Source organism: Hyphomicrobium sp., assembly GCF_036262015.1.
Classification (GTDB): Bacteria; Pseudomonadota; Alphaproteobacteria; order Rhizobiales; family Hyphomicrobiaceae; genus Hyphomicrobium_C.
The window spans coordinates 1,101,610-1,115,957 of sequence record NZ_DATAJR010000008.1 but is presented as its reverse complement, the minus strand read 5'-3'; the positions used below and the strand labels follow the sequence as shown (position 1 = coordinate 1,115,957).

The window sequence follows — 14,348 nt, the reverse complement described above, 5'->3', positions numbered from 1 at the left end:
AACACCGGCGATGAGAATCGCATGCCCCTATTGCGGCGAACGCAGCCTCGACGAGTTCGTGTACTCAGGCGACGCAACCGTCAAACGGCCCGACTTCGCGAGCCCGACCGCCGCGGTCGACTTCACGCGTTACGTCTACGAGCGCACCAACCCGCCCGGCGAGCACCGCGAGCTCTGGTATCACTCTGCCGGCTGCCACGCTTGGCTGGTTGTAACGCGCAATGTCGCCACGCACGCGATCTCTAAAGTCGAATCTGCGCGCGATGTCGCCCTCGGCGAGAAGTCTCAAGGGAAGGACGCCACCTGATGGCCACGCCCCACAAATATGCGAGCAACAGCACGCAGCCGAACCGCCTCAATAGCGGCGGCTTGATCGATCGCAGCCGCACGCTTCATTTCACGTTCGATGGCAAGACGTACTCCGGCCATCCCGGCGACACGTTGGCATCCGCGCTGCTGGCCAACGGCGTGAAGCTCACCGGCCGGTCATTCAAGTATCACCGCCCGCGCGGCATTCTGAGCGCCGGATCCGAGGAGCCGAACGCGCTCGTCGAGCTGCGCTCCGGCAAGCGCCGCGAGCCGAACACGAAGGCCACTATGGCCGAGATCTACGACGGGCTTTCCGCCACGAGCCAGAACCGCTGGCCGTCGCTCGACTTCGACGTCATGTCGGTCAATTCGCTGCTGTCGCCGGTTTTCGTGGCTGGCTTCTACTACAAGACCTTCATGTGGCCGGCGGCGTTGTGGGAGAAGTTGTACGAACCCGCCATCCGCCGCGCCGCAGGTCTCGGCCGCGCCTCGGACGACGCCGATCCCGATACCTACGAAAAGGCGACCGCGTTTGCCGATGTCCTCATCATCGGCGGCGGCCCGGCTGGCCTCATGGCAGCCCTTGCGGCAGCCCGCACCAACGCGCGCGTAGTCCTCGTCGATGAGAACGCAGCGCTCGGCGGACGCGCCATTGACGACGGTTCTGACATCGGCGGCAACCCCGCACACGAATGGCTTCGGACCGTCGAAGCGGAGCTCGCCCGCACGGAAACCGTCCGCATCCTACGCCGCACGACCGCGTTCGGCCAGTACGATGGCAACACCTATGGCGCTGTCGAACGCGTCAGCGATCACCTCTCGTTCGCGGCGAATGGCGTCCCGCGGCAACGGCTCTGGCGCATCGTCGCCAAGAAAGTCGTGCTCGCATCCGGCGCCACCGAACGCCCGCTGGTATTCGGCGGCAACGATCGTCCCGGCGTCATGCTGGCAGGAGCCGTGCGCACGTACATCAACCGGTTCGGCGTCGTCCCCGGACACCGGGCGGTCGTGTTCACCAACAATGACTACGGCGCAACGACGGCCGCTGCCCTCAAGCGGGCGGGAGCCGAGGTCGTAGCGCTTGTCGATACGCGCCCTCAAGCCAGCGAAGCCGTGAAACGCGTGGCAATGGACACGGGCACCAAGCTCATCCTGAGCGGAGTTGTGGCCGGAGCCATCGGCGGCAAGCGTGTGACCGGCGCGAACGTGCGCACGCAAAGCGGCGATATCGTGCGGCTCGAATGCGATCTCATCGCCATGTCGGGAGGTTGGAACCCGAACATCCAGCTGACCACGCATACCGGCGGCAAGCCGACCTGGAATGATCGCCTGCACTGCTTCCTCGCAGGCACCTTCCCGCCGCACATGACGCTGGCCGGTGCCGTCGCAGGCGAGTTCAGCCTGGCGAAGTCGCTCAGCGGTGGTGCAGCCGCAGGTTCGGCCGCGGCCGATCAGACAGGCTTCAAGGCTGTATCGGTTATCGTGCCGAAGGCTGACGACGAAAGCGACGCCATCACACCGATGTGGCGCGTCGACAATCCCGACGGCAAGGCCTTCGTCGATCAGCAGAACGACGTGGCTGTCACCGACATCGACCTCGCCGAACGCGAGGGCTTCCGGTCGGTCGAGCACCTGAAGCGCTATACCACGCTCGGTATGGCCACCGACCAGGGCCGCACGGCCAACGTCAATGCTCTTGCGATCATGGCCGAGCTTACCGGCCGGTCCATTCCCGAAACCGGCATGACGCTCGCGCGTCCGCCGTATTCGCCGGTTGCGATCGGTGCATTTGCTGGCCACCACCGCGAAAAGAGCTTCAAGCCAACCCGTCTCCCCCCGTCCTACAAGTGGGCGAAGGAAAACGGCTGCGTGTTCGTCGAGACCGGGCTTTGGCTCCGTCCGAGCTACTTCCCGCGCCCTGGCGAGAAGGATTGGCTGGAAACTGTCACGCGCGAAGTGAATACGGTACGCAATGCGGTAGGCATCTGCGACGTCTCCACCCTCGGAAAGGTGGACATCCAGGGCGCTGACGCAGCCGCGTTCCTCGACAAGATTTACATGAACGGCCTCAAGACGCTGGCCATCGGCAAATGCCGCTACGGCGGCATGCTGCGCGAGGACGGCATCCTGATGGACGACGGCACCGTCGCCCGCCTTGGCGAGAACCACTACTTCATCACCACGACCACGGCGAATGCCGTGAAGGTCGTGCAGCACATGGAGTATTGCGCTCAGTGGCTCTGGCCGGAGCTTGATGTTCAGATCGTCTCCGCCACCGAACAGTGGGCACAGTATGCGGTCGCCGGACCGAAATGCCGCGACCTGCTGCAGAAGGTTGTCGATCCCAAGTTCGATATTTCGGATGCGGGCTTCCCCTATCTCGGCGTCGGCGAGATCTCGGTCTGCGGTGGCATCAAAGCCCGCCTGTTCCGTCTCTCGTTCTCGGGCGAACGCGCCTTCGAGATCGGCGTCCCGGCCCGCTACGGCGATGCCCTCATGCGCCGCCTCATGGAAGCCGGCAAGGAATTCGGCGTCTGCGCTTACGGCACCGAAGCCCTCGGCGTCATGCGTATCGAGAAGGGTCATATCAGCGGTCCCGAGCTCAACGGCACGACAACCCCGCGTGATGTCGGACTTGGCGGCATGGTTTCGACGAAGAAGGACTTCGTCGGCCATGTGCTCGGCAACCGGCCGGGTCTCAAGGATCCGGAGCGCCCCGCGCTCATCGGCTTCCGTCCCGTAGACCGTTCCCAGCGCCTGCGGTCGGGTGCACACTTCATCGCCCGCGATGCGGCACCCAATGCGAGCAACGACGATGGCTACATGACGTCCGTCGCCTTCTCGCCATCGAACGGGCACTGGGTCGGCCTCGGCCTTCTGAAACGTGGGCCAGACCGCATCGGAGAAATTGTGCGCGCCTACGACCCGGTGCGCGGCGGGGATACCCTCGTAGAGGTCATATCGCCTGTATTTGTCGATCCCGAAGGAGGACGCGTCCGTGGCTGATCAAGGATTGATGGCAACGTCGGCATTCCTCGACTGGCATCCGCCGACGGTGCCGGGCCTCGCCCTCGAAAGGCGCGAGACTCTGACGATCGCCAGCCTTGCCGCGCTCAAGGGTAAGAAGGATGCGCTCCTCGCAGCCATCCGCTCCACCTATGGTGTGGATCTTCCGCAGCGTCCAGGCCGAGTCGAGAGCGCGGGATTGGCGTTCGTCTGGGCCGGCCCCGACCAGTGGCTGGCCATATCCGAACGCGGCCAGAACAACCGCGATCTCGAGGTCGAACTCAAGACCGCTCTCGCGGGCTCCGCCTCGGTAGCGGACTTGTCCGATGGTCGCGTAATTCTGCGGGTTTCGGGGGATCGCGCACGAGACGTACTCGTCAAAGGCGTACCGGTCGACCTCCATCCACGCGCTTTCCGTCCGGGTGATGTCGCCATCACGCACGCAAGCCACATCGGCGTCATTCTTTGGCAAGTCGACGAGAAGCCGACGTACGAGCTGGCAATGTTCCGCAGCTACGCCGACAGCCTCGCACACTGGTTGTTCGACGCCGCAGCCGAATTCGCATCGGCACGTTGATAGAGACGGGAGAGACATATGAGCGGTCGCATTGGAATTCGCGTTGGTGAGGCGCTCGTTGCAGGTGGTCCTCCCGGCACGGCCGCGGAACCCGAGGTTGCCATCGGCGAGATGGACGGCCCGCTCGGTACCGCATTCGCGAACCTGCTCGGAAATCAGGTAGCGGGCCACAGCCGCGTGCTCGCATTGCTCAACACCGACGTCATGGTCCGTCCGGCCACGATCTGCGTGAGCAAGGTCACCGTCACCAGCGAGCGCTACACGAATATTCTCATGGGAACCGTGCAGTACGCCACCGCGATGGGCGTCCTCGATGCGGTCCGAAACGGCGACATCCCCAAGGAGAAGGCCAACGATCTCGGGATCATCGTCTCGGTTTGGCTTAATCCCTCGGTCGCCACTATCGACAACCTCGATCACAAGATCCTGTTCGACATCCACCGCGAGGCCACCACGCGCGCCATCCACAAGGCGATGACGAACGAGCCATCCATCGATTGGCTGCTTCAGAACCAGGACAAGATCATCCACAAGTACTTCGAGAAGGGTCTCAAGGGCGAGATTTAGCCCGCGGCCCGGACAAGGACTTGACGGCGCACGTGAGTTTGCCATGCTCGGCAAATGCTGACCCTTTCGATCCTCCGTCACGCCAAATCAAGCTGGGCCGACCCAGAGCTGGATGACCATGACCGCCCCCTCGCGAAACGGGGCGTCAAGGCGATGCCGGGTATTGCCAAGTTCATCCGTCGCGAGAAACTGCGCCCCAGCCTGGCGCTTTGCTCGGACGCCATGCGGACGCGTGCAACGCTGAGCCTGTTGCTCGCCGAGCTTGGGCCACCTGCGCCTCGCATCGTTTACGACGAAGCTCTCTATCTTGCCGCGCCCGAAACCATACGGGCTCAGATCGCACAGCATGGCGACGGCGAGCCACACATCCTGGTCGTAGGGCATAATCCCGGGCTCCACGCGCTCACTCTCGAGCTGGTGGGCGAAGGGGACTACAAGATGCTCGCTGCCCTCGCACGCGAGTTTCCCACCGGCGCCCTGGCCGTTCTGACGTTCGATGTTGCGGACTGGAAGGACGTGACAAGCGCGAGCGGCCACTTACAGCACTACACGACGCCGCGCAGCTTGGCGTCTTAATCCGCGAGGATCATGTCCTGCGAGAGCCGCATTCGGCATGCGAACCCGTCCGGTTCAAAGCTGAAGGTGCCCGACCTCGACAAAGATGACACGAGCGCAAGGCCGAATCCGCGGCGCGGAGGCGCATGAACCGGTGGCCCTCCGCGTTCCGTCCAAGCAACTTCAAGATAGCGGTCCGGTCCCGTCTCGAAGAATGTCCAGCCAACAGCAACCGATCCGTCAGGCCCGGAGAAAGCACCGTACTTCGTCGCGTTCGACGCCAGCTCGTGAATGGCAAGCACGAAGGTCAGGACAACAGATCCTGAAAGCCGGGCTGGCGGTCCTGAGGCGGTCGCACGGTGCGCAGCCGCCCCCAATCCCGCCTCGACCATATCGGAGATCTCTGTACCCCGCCCGTTGGCGGCTATTAGGAACTCATGGGCACGCGCCATCGCGCGCAACCGGCCGGCCAACGCCTCGCGCGCGTCCCCCATCTCCCGGCCATCACCGAGCGTGCGCATGGAGACGGACTGGATGATCGCGAGAAGATTTTTGCTGCGATGGATTTGCTCGCCGACGAGGCTGCGAAGAAGCTCGGTTGTTTGCCTTTCCTCGCCGAGGGCGCGTTTCAATTCGTCGATCTTGTGATTGAGCGCGCCGGAACCTGCCCCGGCGTCAGCGAGCCGGTGTCGCGCATATGCGAGGTCCGCCAGAAGGCCGACCTTTGAACGAAGGAACGCCGGCACGATCGGCCACGCCAGAAAGTCCAGGGACCCTCGGATATGGTCCTCGAGAGCGAGCGCATCGGCAACGTCGTGTGCGATTAGTACGAACGGGGTACGCCCGGCAGCGCCGAGCAGCGATGCAAGCTCAGAGGAGCGGCTCTCGTTGTCCGCTCCGATCCCCTCGAGATTGATGATAATGGCTAAGAGCCCCGGGTCTCCGGCAAGCCGGGCGGCCTCGTCTCCCGGTGTGACTGTCACCACCCTCGAGACGATATCTTCAAGAAGATTCCGATAGACCGCATGCCGCGCAACGACTGCGTCGACAATGAGAACTGCGGCGGAGGCCGCTGGATCTGTCATTCAATGACCATTGGGCTGTCGCTGGCATCGTTGGAGATTCAGCGCACGCAGTTCGGACAAAGTTCCACAAGTCCGAAGCTCATGAACGCCGACGCCCCGCCCTGCAAAACGCCCCCCGCCCTAAAGATGCTGCTGTGGTGCAACCAGCTCATCGATGAGCTTACGCACGACGTCAAAATCGAAGGGCTTGGACACTGTGATGCGCTCTCGAAACGCGTCTGGCATCGATTGGACGCCGTGTCCGGTCGCGAACGCAAACGGAATACCGCGCGCCCCCAGCGCTTCCGCCACTGCAAAGCAGTCGTGGTCCCCCAGCGTCACGTCGAGGATGGCCGCATCAATCGGCGTCGAGGCCACCAGTTGAAGGGCCTGATCCTCCGAATGCGCCGGACCGACGGTTTCATGACCATACTCGACGATGAGATCGCTGAGCATCATGGCAATCAGCGCTTCGTCGTCGACAACCAACACACGCGCCATTCAAACCTACCTGTTATCACGCCGAACTGGCCCCGCGGACAATGGACAATTGCCGAGAAGCATTCACTCGGAGTGTTCGGCCAAACGGCCGAGCTCAAGGATGAGCCTGAATCACGTTGGACTGTGATTCAACACAAAAATTCGTCACACCTTTGGGAACTTAGTAGGAATATGCTCGCGCGCAGACCAATTTCCGGCCTCGTTCAAAAACGAGGTCACTGAGAGACGCCCCAATCGGCGCGCCTCTCATGCAAGAGCGTCTGATCTTCAGGACCGAGCCGCCCGCGCGCCGGCGGAGGTTGCCAAACGCGGTCCGCGCTGGCTTCCAACACCAGCAGGCGTATCAGGAATACGAGCATCCGTTCCGAAGAACAGAGCCTGACTGACAAGCGCGCGCACCGTGTTCGGCTCGAACGGCTTGGTGATCAGGAACGTAGGCTCGGGCCGCTCGCCGGTAAGCAGACGCTCGGGGAAAGCCGTGATGAAAATAACGGGAAGATTGAACCCAAGCAGGATCTCGTTAACCGCGTCTAGACCGGAACTTCCGTCAGCGAGATGAATATCCGCAAGCACGAGGCCGGGCTTCTTCTTCTTGACCTCGGCAAGCGCTTCGCGGTGCGTTCTGGCGATACCCGAAACGCGATGGCCGAGCCCGCCAACCAAGGCCTCGAGATCCATCGAAATCAACGGCTCGTCCTCGATGATCAAGACGTCGGTCGCGGTTTGCTCGGCGATCTGCTCGCCAGCCTCCTCAATCAACGCGGTGACTTCGGCAGTTGAGCAGTTGAGAATCTCAGCGATCTGCTGCGTGGTGAACCCCTCGACAGACGCCAGCAGAAACGCTTGGCGGGGTCGCGGCGTGATCGCCTCAAGGCTGCGATCCGCCTGAGTCTTGGGTGATGAAGCCTCGTGATTGAGGCTGATGGAATCCCAAACTTTAAGGAAGCACTTGTAGAGCGCCACGCGCTTCATGTTTCCCTGAGGGAAGCTCTGCGGGTCTGCCACCAGCGTCTCGAGCACAGCGACAACATAGGCGTCGCCACTTTCCTGGCTCCCGGTCAAGGCGCGAGCGAAGCGCCTCAGATACGGAAGTTGTGGAGCGATTGTTTCTGCGAGCGACATGAGATTTTCTCCCTACCTAGCGGCGCTTCAGCCATTCCGGCTGGGCCGCGACCCTGGCGCTCAACGCCCGGGCAAGCCTCAAAGTTCCAATCAATAATAGTTGATGTTTCCGTAGACTGAGCGAAGGCTGGCCTCCCTTTAGCCGCGCGCGGTGTCCTTGACCAAACCGGAATTGGCGGCCTGCGGGTTCGCGTGCCCGGTCCCCTTGAGCTCCGGATCGCCGAGTAACTCGATCAATCTGTTTCTCGCCCGGTTGACGCGGCTTTTTATGGTCCCAACTGCGCAACCGCAGATCTCAGCGGCTTCCTCATAGGAAAACCCTTCTGCACCGACCAGAACCAGGGCTTCGCGCTGATCGGAGGGAAGCGCGCTCAGCGCGGTGCGGAAATCGGCAAGATCGAGATAGCCGTACTGCTCGGGCGGAACGGCTAGAGAATTTTGATACTGCTCATCTGGGTCGTCCACCTCACGGCGCAACTTGCGATGCTGGGAAAAATAGACGTTGCGCAGAATGGTGAAGAGCCAGGCGCGGAAGTTGGTGCCGGGTGTAAAGGACTCCCTGCTGTTCCATGCCTTCACCAGCGTTTCCTGCACAAGATCGTCAGCGCGCGCCGGATCGTTCGCAAACGACCGCGCAAAGGCGCGGAGATGCGGAATCGCACCGACGAGGGATTGCTCGAAGTCAGGCGCTACCATTATCAGCCCTTGCTGCTGGTTTCGGAATGCTTGAGCTGGTCGAGCAGCTTGAGAAATTTGTCGGGCACCTGCTCGCGCACAACTTCGTCGTAGCTCTCGCGCAGCTTACGCCCGAGCGCACCCTGGATAGCCTCGTCGAGGCTCGCCGCCGGCTCGGCATCCACCGCCTCTTGTGCCGCGATATTCGCCGGTTGGACGGGTTTGGGAGTGGTCATTGGTATTCTATCCCTCCGAATCCTTCGCACGCTCGCACCGGCCGCTGGCATTCCCGCCCCGCATGGGCCGACACGTTCGATCGGTTCGTTTCCGTCGAACGCGCGAATTCTGACTTTGAAATGCGCCCCTGTCTCGCCATGTCCCAGCTCTTTCCTCCACTTTCGTTGAAAAAGGAAAACGGAGAAAAACAAATTATTATCAGAGCATTACGCAAAAGGATGGAGGCCACAAGCTAGCTTTCCCCCTCCCGCCCCGACGGCTCAAAACGCTCGGGCCCGGAATAAGTTCCACCCCCGCGGAATTGAGGCGACGGAACCCAGCCAGCCGATTTGCGTTGTCTGGGTGACGAAGGCGATAGGTCGTTGTGACGAGATCCGGTGAACCCGGCTCAGTCGACCCGATTTTCGCATGTTGTAGCTGACGCCACCCGCACCCCCTCCCCGACCCTAGAGCACGGGTGTCGTCATGCTCGTGGTGCCGGCAGGCAGTTCCCTCCCGATCAAACTGCCGGCACCACACCTCCACGGCGTCGCCGGGTGAACCGCGGTAATCAGCTGTTCACCAAGCGTGTGTAAGTCTTCTGGTCCGTGGTCGGATTCAAAAAAAGAAGAACGGATGCACGTTGTCATAGTCGATCCAAGCCGGGTCGTTCAGCAGAAGCTCGCAATCGAACTCGAAGCGACTGGCTGTTACGTCGATTGCTTCTCGGCATCCGATCTGGCCCTGCAGTACGTCGAAGCCACACGTTCCGTGGATGTCGTTCTAACGAGCCTCGAGCTCGAACCCATTCCAGGGCTCGAGCTGTGCTGGAACCTGCGCACGCTGGTTGGCGAGAAGCGCCCCTTGCACATCATTGTCATGTCGTCCAACACCAGCGAACGCGCGCTGGCAGAAGCCCTCGATTGCGGCGCAGATGACTTCACCGTGAAACCCGTGCGCCGAGAAGAGCTGATGGCGCGGCTCCGCGCCGCCAACCGCATCATCACGCTGCAACGCCAGCTCGTTGAGCAGGCCCACACGGACTATCTGACCGGAGTTCTCAATAGGCGCGCGTTTCTAGCGGCGATGGAGGAGAAGCGCCTGGAACTGGATCCGACCGATCACCTGTCGCTCTGCCTTCTGGACATCGACCGCTTCAAGAACATCAATGACACCTACGGCAATGATGTCGGCGACACGGTTATCAAGGCGGTCGCCCGGATCGCCGGCGAGGAGGCACCCATCGTGGCGCGGCTGGGCGGGCAGGAATACGCGCTCGCGTTCCCGGTCCTCGACGCAGCCCAAGCCGCCCACTGGTGCGACGTCATCCGCACCAACATCGAGGGTCACGTCTTCGAGCACGAGAACGGCACATTCAACGCCACATGCAGCTTCGGTGTAACCGAATGGAATCAAGGTGAGTCGCTAGGTGTTGCACTGCAGCGAGCCGATCGAGCGCTGATGACTGCGAAGCACAATGGGCGCAACCAAGTCCAGACCGCAGAGAAACAACCCGCGCTGGAGACAGCCTAATTTCGCCTGATCAAGCGATAAGCGCATTGCTCGAAAAATAAGCAAAATCAGAAAAACGGACATTTACCTAAGCTACTGATGGCTTTTCCGATCTGCTGACATATCCTTGGCGCGCCAAATTGGCGCACTTTGGGGAGCACAACATGCAGCAGTCAACGCAAGGCGTTACCTACGAGAAAGTAGATGACGCTTACTTCAAGGCACGCGGCCTGAGACGTCATGCCGGTGTTTGGTCGCTCTGGGCGCTCGGCGTGGGCGCAGTTATTTCAGGTCACTTCTCCGGTTGGAATCTCGGTCTCGCGCAAGGTGGTTGGGGCGGAATGTTCTTCGCCACTATCATCATCGCGATCATGTACCTGGGCCTGACGTTCAGCCTCGCGGAGATGAGCCCTGCCATGCCGCACACTGGCGGCGCTTATTCCTTCGCACGCACCGCATTCGGCCCCTGGGGCGGCTTTCTTACAGGACTTGCCGAAAACGTCGAATACGTCATCACGCCCGCCGTTATCGTGTTCTTCATCGGCAGCTATGCCGCGGCCATCCTCGGCGCACCTGCGGAAATGCAGCCATTGTTCTGGATTGGCTTCTATATCGTCTTCGTCGGCCTCAACTACATCGGCGTCGAACTGTCGTTCAAATTTTCGCTGGTGATCACAATCCTCGCTTTGCTGTGCCTTGCTGTATTCTACGTCAGCGCCATTGGGCACATCGATTTCAACCGTTGGGCTTTGAATATCGGCTCCGACGGTACTGAACTTCCGGAAGGTAACGGACCGTTCCTGCCGCTCGGCGCGTACGGTATTCTAGCCGGCCTGCCTTTCGCAGTTTGGCTATTCCTCGCCATCGAACAGCTTCCGCTTGCAGCAGAAGAGTCGGTCGATCCCAAGCGCGACATGCCGAAGGGCATTATGCTTGGGATGTTCACGCTTCTTCTTTCGGCATTTTTGGTGCTGACGCTCAACCCGTCCGTCAACGGTGTCGGATCCTTCAAGCTCGGCGCATCGGGCGAACCTCTGCTCGACGGTTTCCGCGCCCTGTACGGAAACGAGATCGCAACGCTGCTTGCAGTCGTGGCCCTGACAGGCTTGATCGCGAGCTTCCATACGATCATCTACGCTTATGGACGCCAGATCTACTCGCTGTCCCGCGCAGGCTACTTCCCGCGCACGCTTTCTGTGACCCACGGCACGCGCAAGACCCCGCACGTCGCCTTGTTTACAGGCGCCTTGCTCGGTCTCACGGTGATGATGATCGTGTGGTTCGCCGAGGGCGCTGACCAGGGCGCTAAGGTAATCGGCGGCACGCTTCTCAACATGGCCGTGTTCGGCGCCATGTTCTCCTACGTGATGCAGGGCCTCACCTACATCAAGCTGAAGAAGGACTTCCCGACCCTCGAGCGGCCGTACAAGAGCCCGCTTGGTACCGTCGGCGCTGCGCTCACGGTCATCATCGCGCTGGTGACGATCTACATGCAGCTCCAGGACCCGGTCTATCGAGTTGGCGTCTACTGGGTTGCGGCTTGGTTCGCCATCGGCATCGTCTACTTCGCCCTGATCGGCCGTCACAAGCTCATCCTCTCGCCGGAGGAAGAGTTCGCGCTGACCAAGGGCGAGAAGGCCTACGAGACGCACTAATTCCAGAAAACCAGGATTGCAGAGGGGCCGGGCATTCGCTCGGTCCCTTTTGTTTTCAGACAAGCGGCAATGCCCAGCTGAAAGGCTGCAATAACGGAGCACCTTGCCAACATCGCGGCTTGTGACGGGCTCGTGACAACCTCGGAGAAAGAAGCTTCGAGCAGAGCGCTTGACACAGAGCCGTCGCCAGGAGATCGCTGTATTCACCAAAATACAGCTAAGGACATCCCATGTCGCAATTCGCCCGGCTGCTCATTGGCGCACTCGCCCTCGCCTTCGTAAACCTTCCCCTGGCGAACGCCCAAGACGCGCGCCCCGCCGAGAACACCGCCACCACCACCAAGCCGGTCGTCGTGTTCGCCGCCGCGAGCCTCAAGAACGCGCTGGATACGGTCAGCAAGGAGTGGGAAGCCAAGACCGGCAACAAGACAACCTTGTCGTTCGCGGCATCTTCGGCAATCGCCAAGCAGATCGAATCCGGAGCGCCCGCCGACCTTTTCATCTCCGCCGACCTCAAGTGGATGGACTGGCTCACCGAACGCAAACTGATCGACGCCGCATCCCGCAAAACACTGCTCGGCAACACCCTCGTGCTGGTTGCGCCGAAGGACAGCAAAGTGCAGCTGAAGATCGAAAAAGGCTTTGCTCTGGCAGCAGCTCTCGGCGACGGCCGCTTGGCCATGGGCGATCCGAAATCGGTTCCGGCTGGCACCTATGGGCAAGCCGCACTGACCGATTTGGGTGTCTGGGACCAGGTTTCGTCGAAGGTTGCAGGCGCCGAAAACGTGCGTGTCGCTCTCGCCTATGTTGCCCGCGGAGAAACCCCGCTCGGCATCGTCTACGGCTCCGACGCCAAGAGCGAACCGCAGGTAAAGATCGTCGATACGTTCCCCGCCGACAGCCACCAGCCGATCGTCTATCCGGTGGCTATTACGTCGTCGTCGGCCAATGCCGAGGCCAAGAAGTTCCTCGAGTTCCTTTCCTCTCCGGAAGCTGTCAAAGCGTTCGAAGCCGAAGGCTTCACCGTGCTCAAATAACCGCGAGCGGCATCAAACGTCGTTGAGGTCGGATTCGAACGCGATCAACTCCGCGCGAACCGCCTCAGCGGCACGATCCTCGATCCTGCGATACGCCGCGATCAACGCACGGCCGAAATCGGTCAACTCCGCGCCACCGCCGTGGGCGCCCCCTGCCGCCGTCGTCAGAATGGGCCGCTTGAACAGCTTGCCCAGTTCATCGACCAGCAGCCAAGCGCGCCGGTAGGACATCCCAAGATCGCGCGCGGCCGACGAGATCGACCCGGTCCGCGCGATGGCTTCCAGCAAGTCGGCTTTTCCAGGACCAATCTGCCTCTCATCCGGAAAAACGATCCGTAAGCGCAAGGAGGCCCGCGAGAGCGGCCCTTGCTCGGCAATCTTTTTGCGCCGCGTTGTGCTCGGCGGCTCTGACTTGCGTTTCCCGCTCATCGCCTCTTTGCCATCGTGACGGAATGCCCTCTAACGGTTTCAGCCGAAGATTCTACAGTGCACCGGCGACGGAAGCGATAGCCGTCCGGAGGGGCACAGGGCAAGGGAGGAGAGAGGGTTGACCGACGCCGGCACAACGAAGGACGCGCTCGATCGACTGGCCGAACAGGCCGTCGCACACTTTGAAATCCCCTCGCGCGCCACATCCACCCTGATCAACATCTCCGAAAACGCCACCTACCGCCTCGACGACCCCGCGTCCGGCACCAAATGGGCGCTCCGTATACACCGGGAGGGTTACCACTCTCCGACTGCGATCGCTTCCGAGCTGGCGTGGCTGCACGCCCTTTCGGCCTCTGGCACCGCCAAGGTTCCCACTCCGCTGGCTGGCAAAAACGGAAAATTGATCCAGACGCTTTCTGCTGCAGGCCTTGAGCGGCCGCGCAACGTCGTCCTTTTTGCCTGGGAGGCGGGGACCGAGCCGGCGTCCGACGACATCGCAGGCTATGAGAAACTGGGCGAGACCGCCGCGAAAATGCACGCGCACGTCCGCGCTTGGACGCCCCCGGCCTGGTTCGAGCGGCATACGTGGAATTTTAAAACCAGTCTCGGTGTAGCTCCCCACTGGGGACGCTGGCGCGACGGAATGGGCATGACACCCGAGATCGAAGCCGTCTTCGGGGAGACGGTGGCGTTGATTGGGCAGCGGCTCGGTCGCATCGGTACAGGACCGGATGTGTTCAATCTGGTCCATGGTGACATGCGCCTCGCCAACCTGCTCCTGGACAACGGCACCGTGAAGGTGATCGACTTTGACGACTGCGGATTCTCCTGGTTCCTCTACGACTGTGCCACGACGGTTTCCTTCTTCGAGGACGCGCCCGAAGTGCCGGACCTTATTCAAGCCTGGGTTCGCGGTTACCGCCGGTTTGGCAACCTCAGCCCTGAGGAAGCGGCCGAAATCGAGACCTTCGTCATGCTTCGCCGTATCCTCCTCGTCGCGTGGATCGGCTCACACTCGGAAACCGACCTCGCCCGCTCGATGGGCGTCGCCTACACTCAGGGGACGGTTCCATTGTGCGAGCGCTATTTGAGCCACTTCGGCGCATAAACACAGGAAAGA

Annotated in this window: 15 protein-coding genes; 9 read left to right on the top strand and 6 right to left on the bottom strand. The window is 61.5% G+C overall.

All coding sequences use genetic code 11. From position 1 onward, the window contains the following. Nucleotides 1-10: 10 nt before the first annotated feature. Genes VHO05_RS13755 through VHO05_RS13735 form a run of 5 tightly spaced genes read left to right on the top strand, consistent with a single transcriptional unit; the run spans nucleotide 11 to nucleotide 5,035 of the window. Nucleotides 11-307, top strand: a complete 297-nt coding sequence (locus VHO05_RS13755) for a sarcosine oxidase subunit delta (protein ID WP_329647152.1) — start codon at nucleotides 11-13, stop codon at nucleotides 305-307. Beyond that, nucleotides 307-3,315, top strand: coding sequence for a sarcosine oxidase subunit alpha family protein (locus VHO05_RS13750; RefSeq protein WP_329647151.1), 3,009 nt, complete (start codon nucleotides 307-309; stop codon nucleotides 3,313-3,315). Before VHO05_RS13755 ends, VHO05_RS13750 begins: the two co-directional genes overlap by 1 nt. Then, the gene (locus VHO05_RS13745) at nucleotides 3,308-3,892 is read left to right on the top strand and encodes a sarcosine oxidase subunit gamma (RefSeq protein ID WP_329647150.1); all 585 of its coding nucleotides are present in this window, start codon (nucleotides 3,308-3,310) and stop codon (nucleotides 3,890-3,892) included. Before VHO05_RS13750 ends, VHO05_RS13745 begins: the two co-directional genes overlap by 8 nt. Before the next feature lie 18 nt (nucleotides 3,893-3,910). Then, the gene (fae, locus tag VHO05_RS13740; protein ID WP_329647149.1) at nucleotides 3,911-4,459 is read left to right on the top strand and encodes a formaldehyde-activating enzyme; all 549 of its coding nucleotides are present in this window, start codon (nucleotides 3,911-3,913) and stop codon (nucleotides 4,457-4,459) included. A 54-nt stretch (nucleotides 4,460-4,513) separates the two neighbouring features. Then, nucleotides 4,514-5,035, top strand: coding sequence for a histidine phosphatase family protein (locus tag VHO05_RS13735; protein WP_329647148.1), 522 nt, complete (start codon nucleotides 4,514-4,516; stop codon nucleotides 5,033-5,035). Here the strand turns inward: VHO05_RS13735 and VHO05_RS13730 are convergent. The 5 genes from VHO05_RS13730 to VHO05_RS13710 form a co-directional block, all read right to left on the bottom strand. Then, the gene (locus tag VHO05_RS13730) at nucleotides 5,032-6,099 is read right to left on the bottom strand and encodes a sensor histidine kinase (protein WP_329647147.1); all 1,068 of its coding nucleotides are present in this window, start codon (nucleotides 6,097-6,099) and stop codon (nucleotides 5,032-5,034) included. The genes VHO05_RS13735 and VHO05_RS13730 overlap by 4 nt on opposite strands. 120 nt (nucleotides 6,100-6,219) lie before the next feature. After that, nucleotides 6,220-6,579: a response regulator gene (locus VHO05_RS13725; RefSeq protein WP_329647146.1), complete on the bottom strand. Its 360-nt coding sequence runs from the start codon at nucleotides 6,577-6,579 to the stop codon at nucleotides 6,220-6,222. A gap of 267 nt (nucleotides 6,580-6,846) precedes the next feature. Further along, a complete protein-coding gene (locus VHO05_RS13720; protein WP_329647145.1) occupies nucleotides 6,847-7,701 on the bottom strand; it encodes a response regulator in 855 nt (284 codons plus the stop codon). A 138-nt stretch (nucleotides 7,702-7,839) separates the two neighbouring features. Further along, nucleotides 7,840-8,397 carry a sigma-70 family RNA polymerase sigma factor gene (locus tag VHO05_RS13715; RefSeq protein WP_329647144.1) on the bottom strand — a complete coding sequence of 186 codons (558 nt, stop codon included), beginning with the start codon at nucleotides 8,395-8,397 and terminating at the stop codon, nucleotides 7,840-7,842. Nucleotides 8,398-8,399: 2 nt separating this feature from the next. Beyond that, on the bottom strand, nucleotides 8,400-8,612 hold the full coding sequence (locus VHO05_RS13710) for a NepR family anti-sigma factor (protein WP_329647143.1): 213 nt from the start codon (nucleotides 8,610-8,612) through the stop codon (nucleotides 8,400-8,402). Between the two features lie 616 nt (nucleotides 8,613-9,228). Here VHO05_RS13710 and VHO05_RS13705 point away from each other — a divergent pair. The 3 genes from VHO05_RS13705 (at nucleotide 9,229) to modA (ending at nucleotide 12,796) form a co-directional block, all read left to right on the top strand. Then, a complete protein-coding gene (locus tag VHO05_RS13705; RefSeq protein WP_329647142.1) occupies nucleotides 9,229-10,125 on the top strand; it encodes a diguanylate cyclase in 897 nt (298 codons plus the stop codon). A 143-nt stretch (nucleotides 10,126-10,268) separates the two neighbouring features. After that, a complete protein-coding gene (gene eat / locus VHO05_RS13700; RefSeq protein ID WP_329647141.1) occupies nucleotides 10,269-11,759 on the top strand; it encodes an ethanolamine permease in 1,491 nt (496 codons plus the stop codon). Between the two features lie 230 nt (nucleotides 11,760-11,989). Continuing rightward, nucleotides 11,990-12,796 (top strand): molybdate ABC transporter substrate-binding protein, encoded by an 807-nt coding sequence (gene modA, locus VHO05_RS13695; protein ID WP_329647140.1) that lies wholly within the window; start codon nucleotides 11,990-11,992, stop codon nucleotides 12,794-12,796. A gap of 12 nt (nucleotides 12,797-12,808) precedes the next feature. On the opposite strand, the gene VHO05_RS13690 is transcribed toward modA, so the two are convergent. Further along, nucleotides 12,809-13,084 carry a winged helix-turn-helix domain-containing protein gene (locus VHO05_RS13690; protein WP_329647139.1) on the bottom strand — a complete coding sequence of 92 codons (276 nt, stop codon included), beginning with the start codon at nucleotides 13,082-13,084 and terminating at the stop codon, nucleotides 12,809-12,811. A 259-nt stretch (nucleotides 13,085-13,343) separates the two neighbouring features. On the opposite strand from VHO05_RS13690, the gene VHO05_RS13685 reads away from it, so the two are divergent. After that, nucleotides 13,344-14,336, top strand: coding sequence for a phosphotransferase enzyme family protein (locus VHO05_RS13685; protein ID WP_329647138.1), 993 nt, complete (start codon nucleotides 13,344-13,346; stop codon nucleotides 14,334-14,336). The last annotated feature ends 12 nt before the right edge of the window (nucleotides 14,337-14,348 follow it).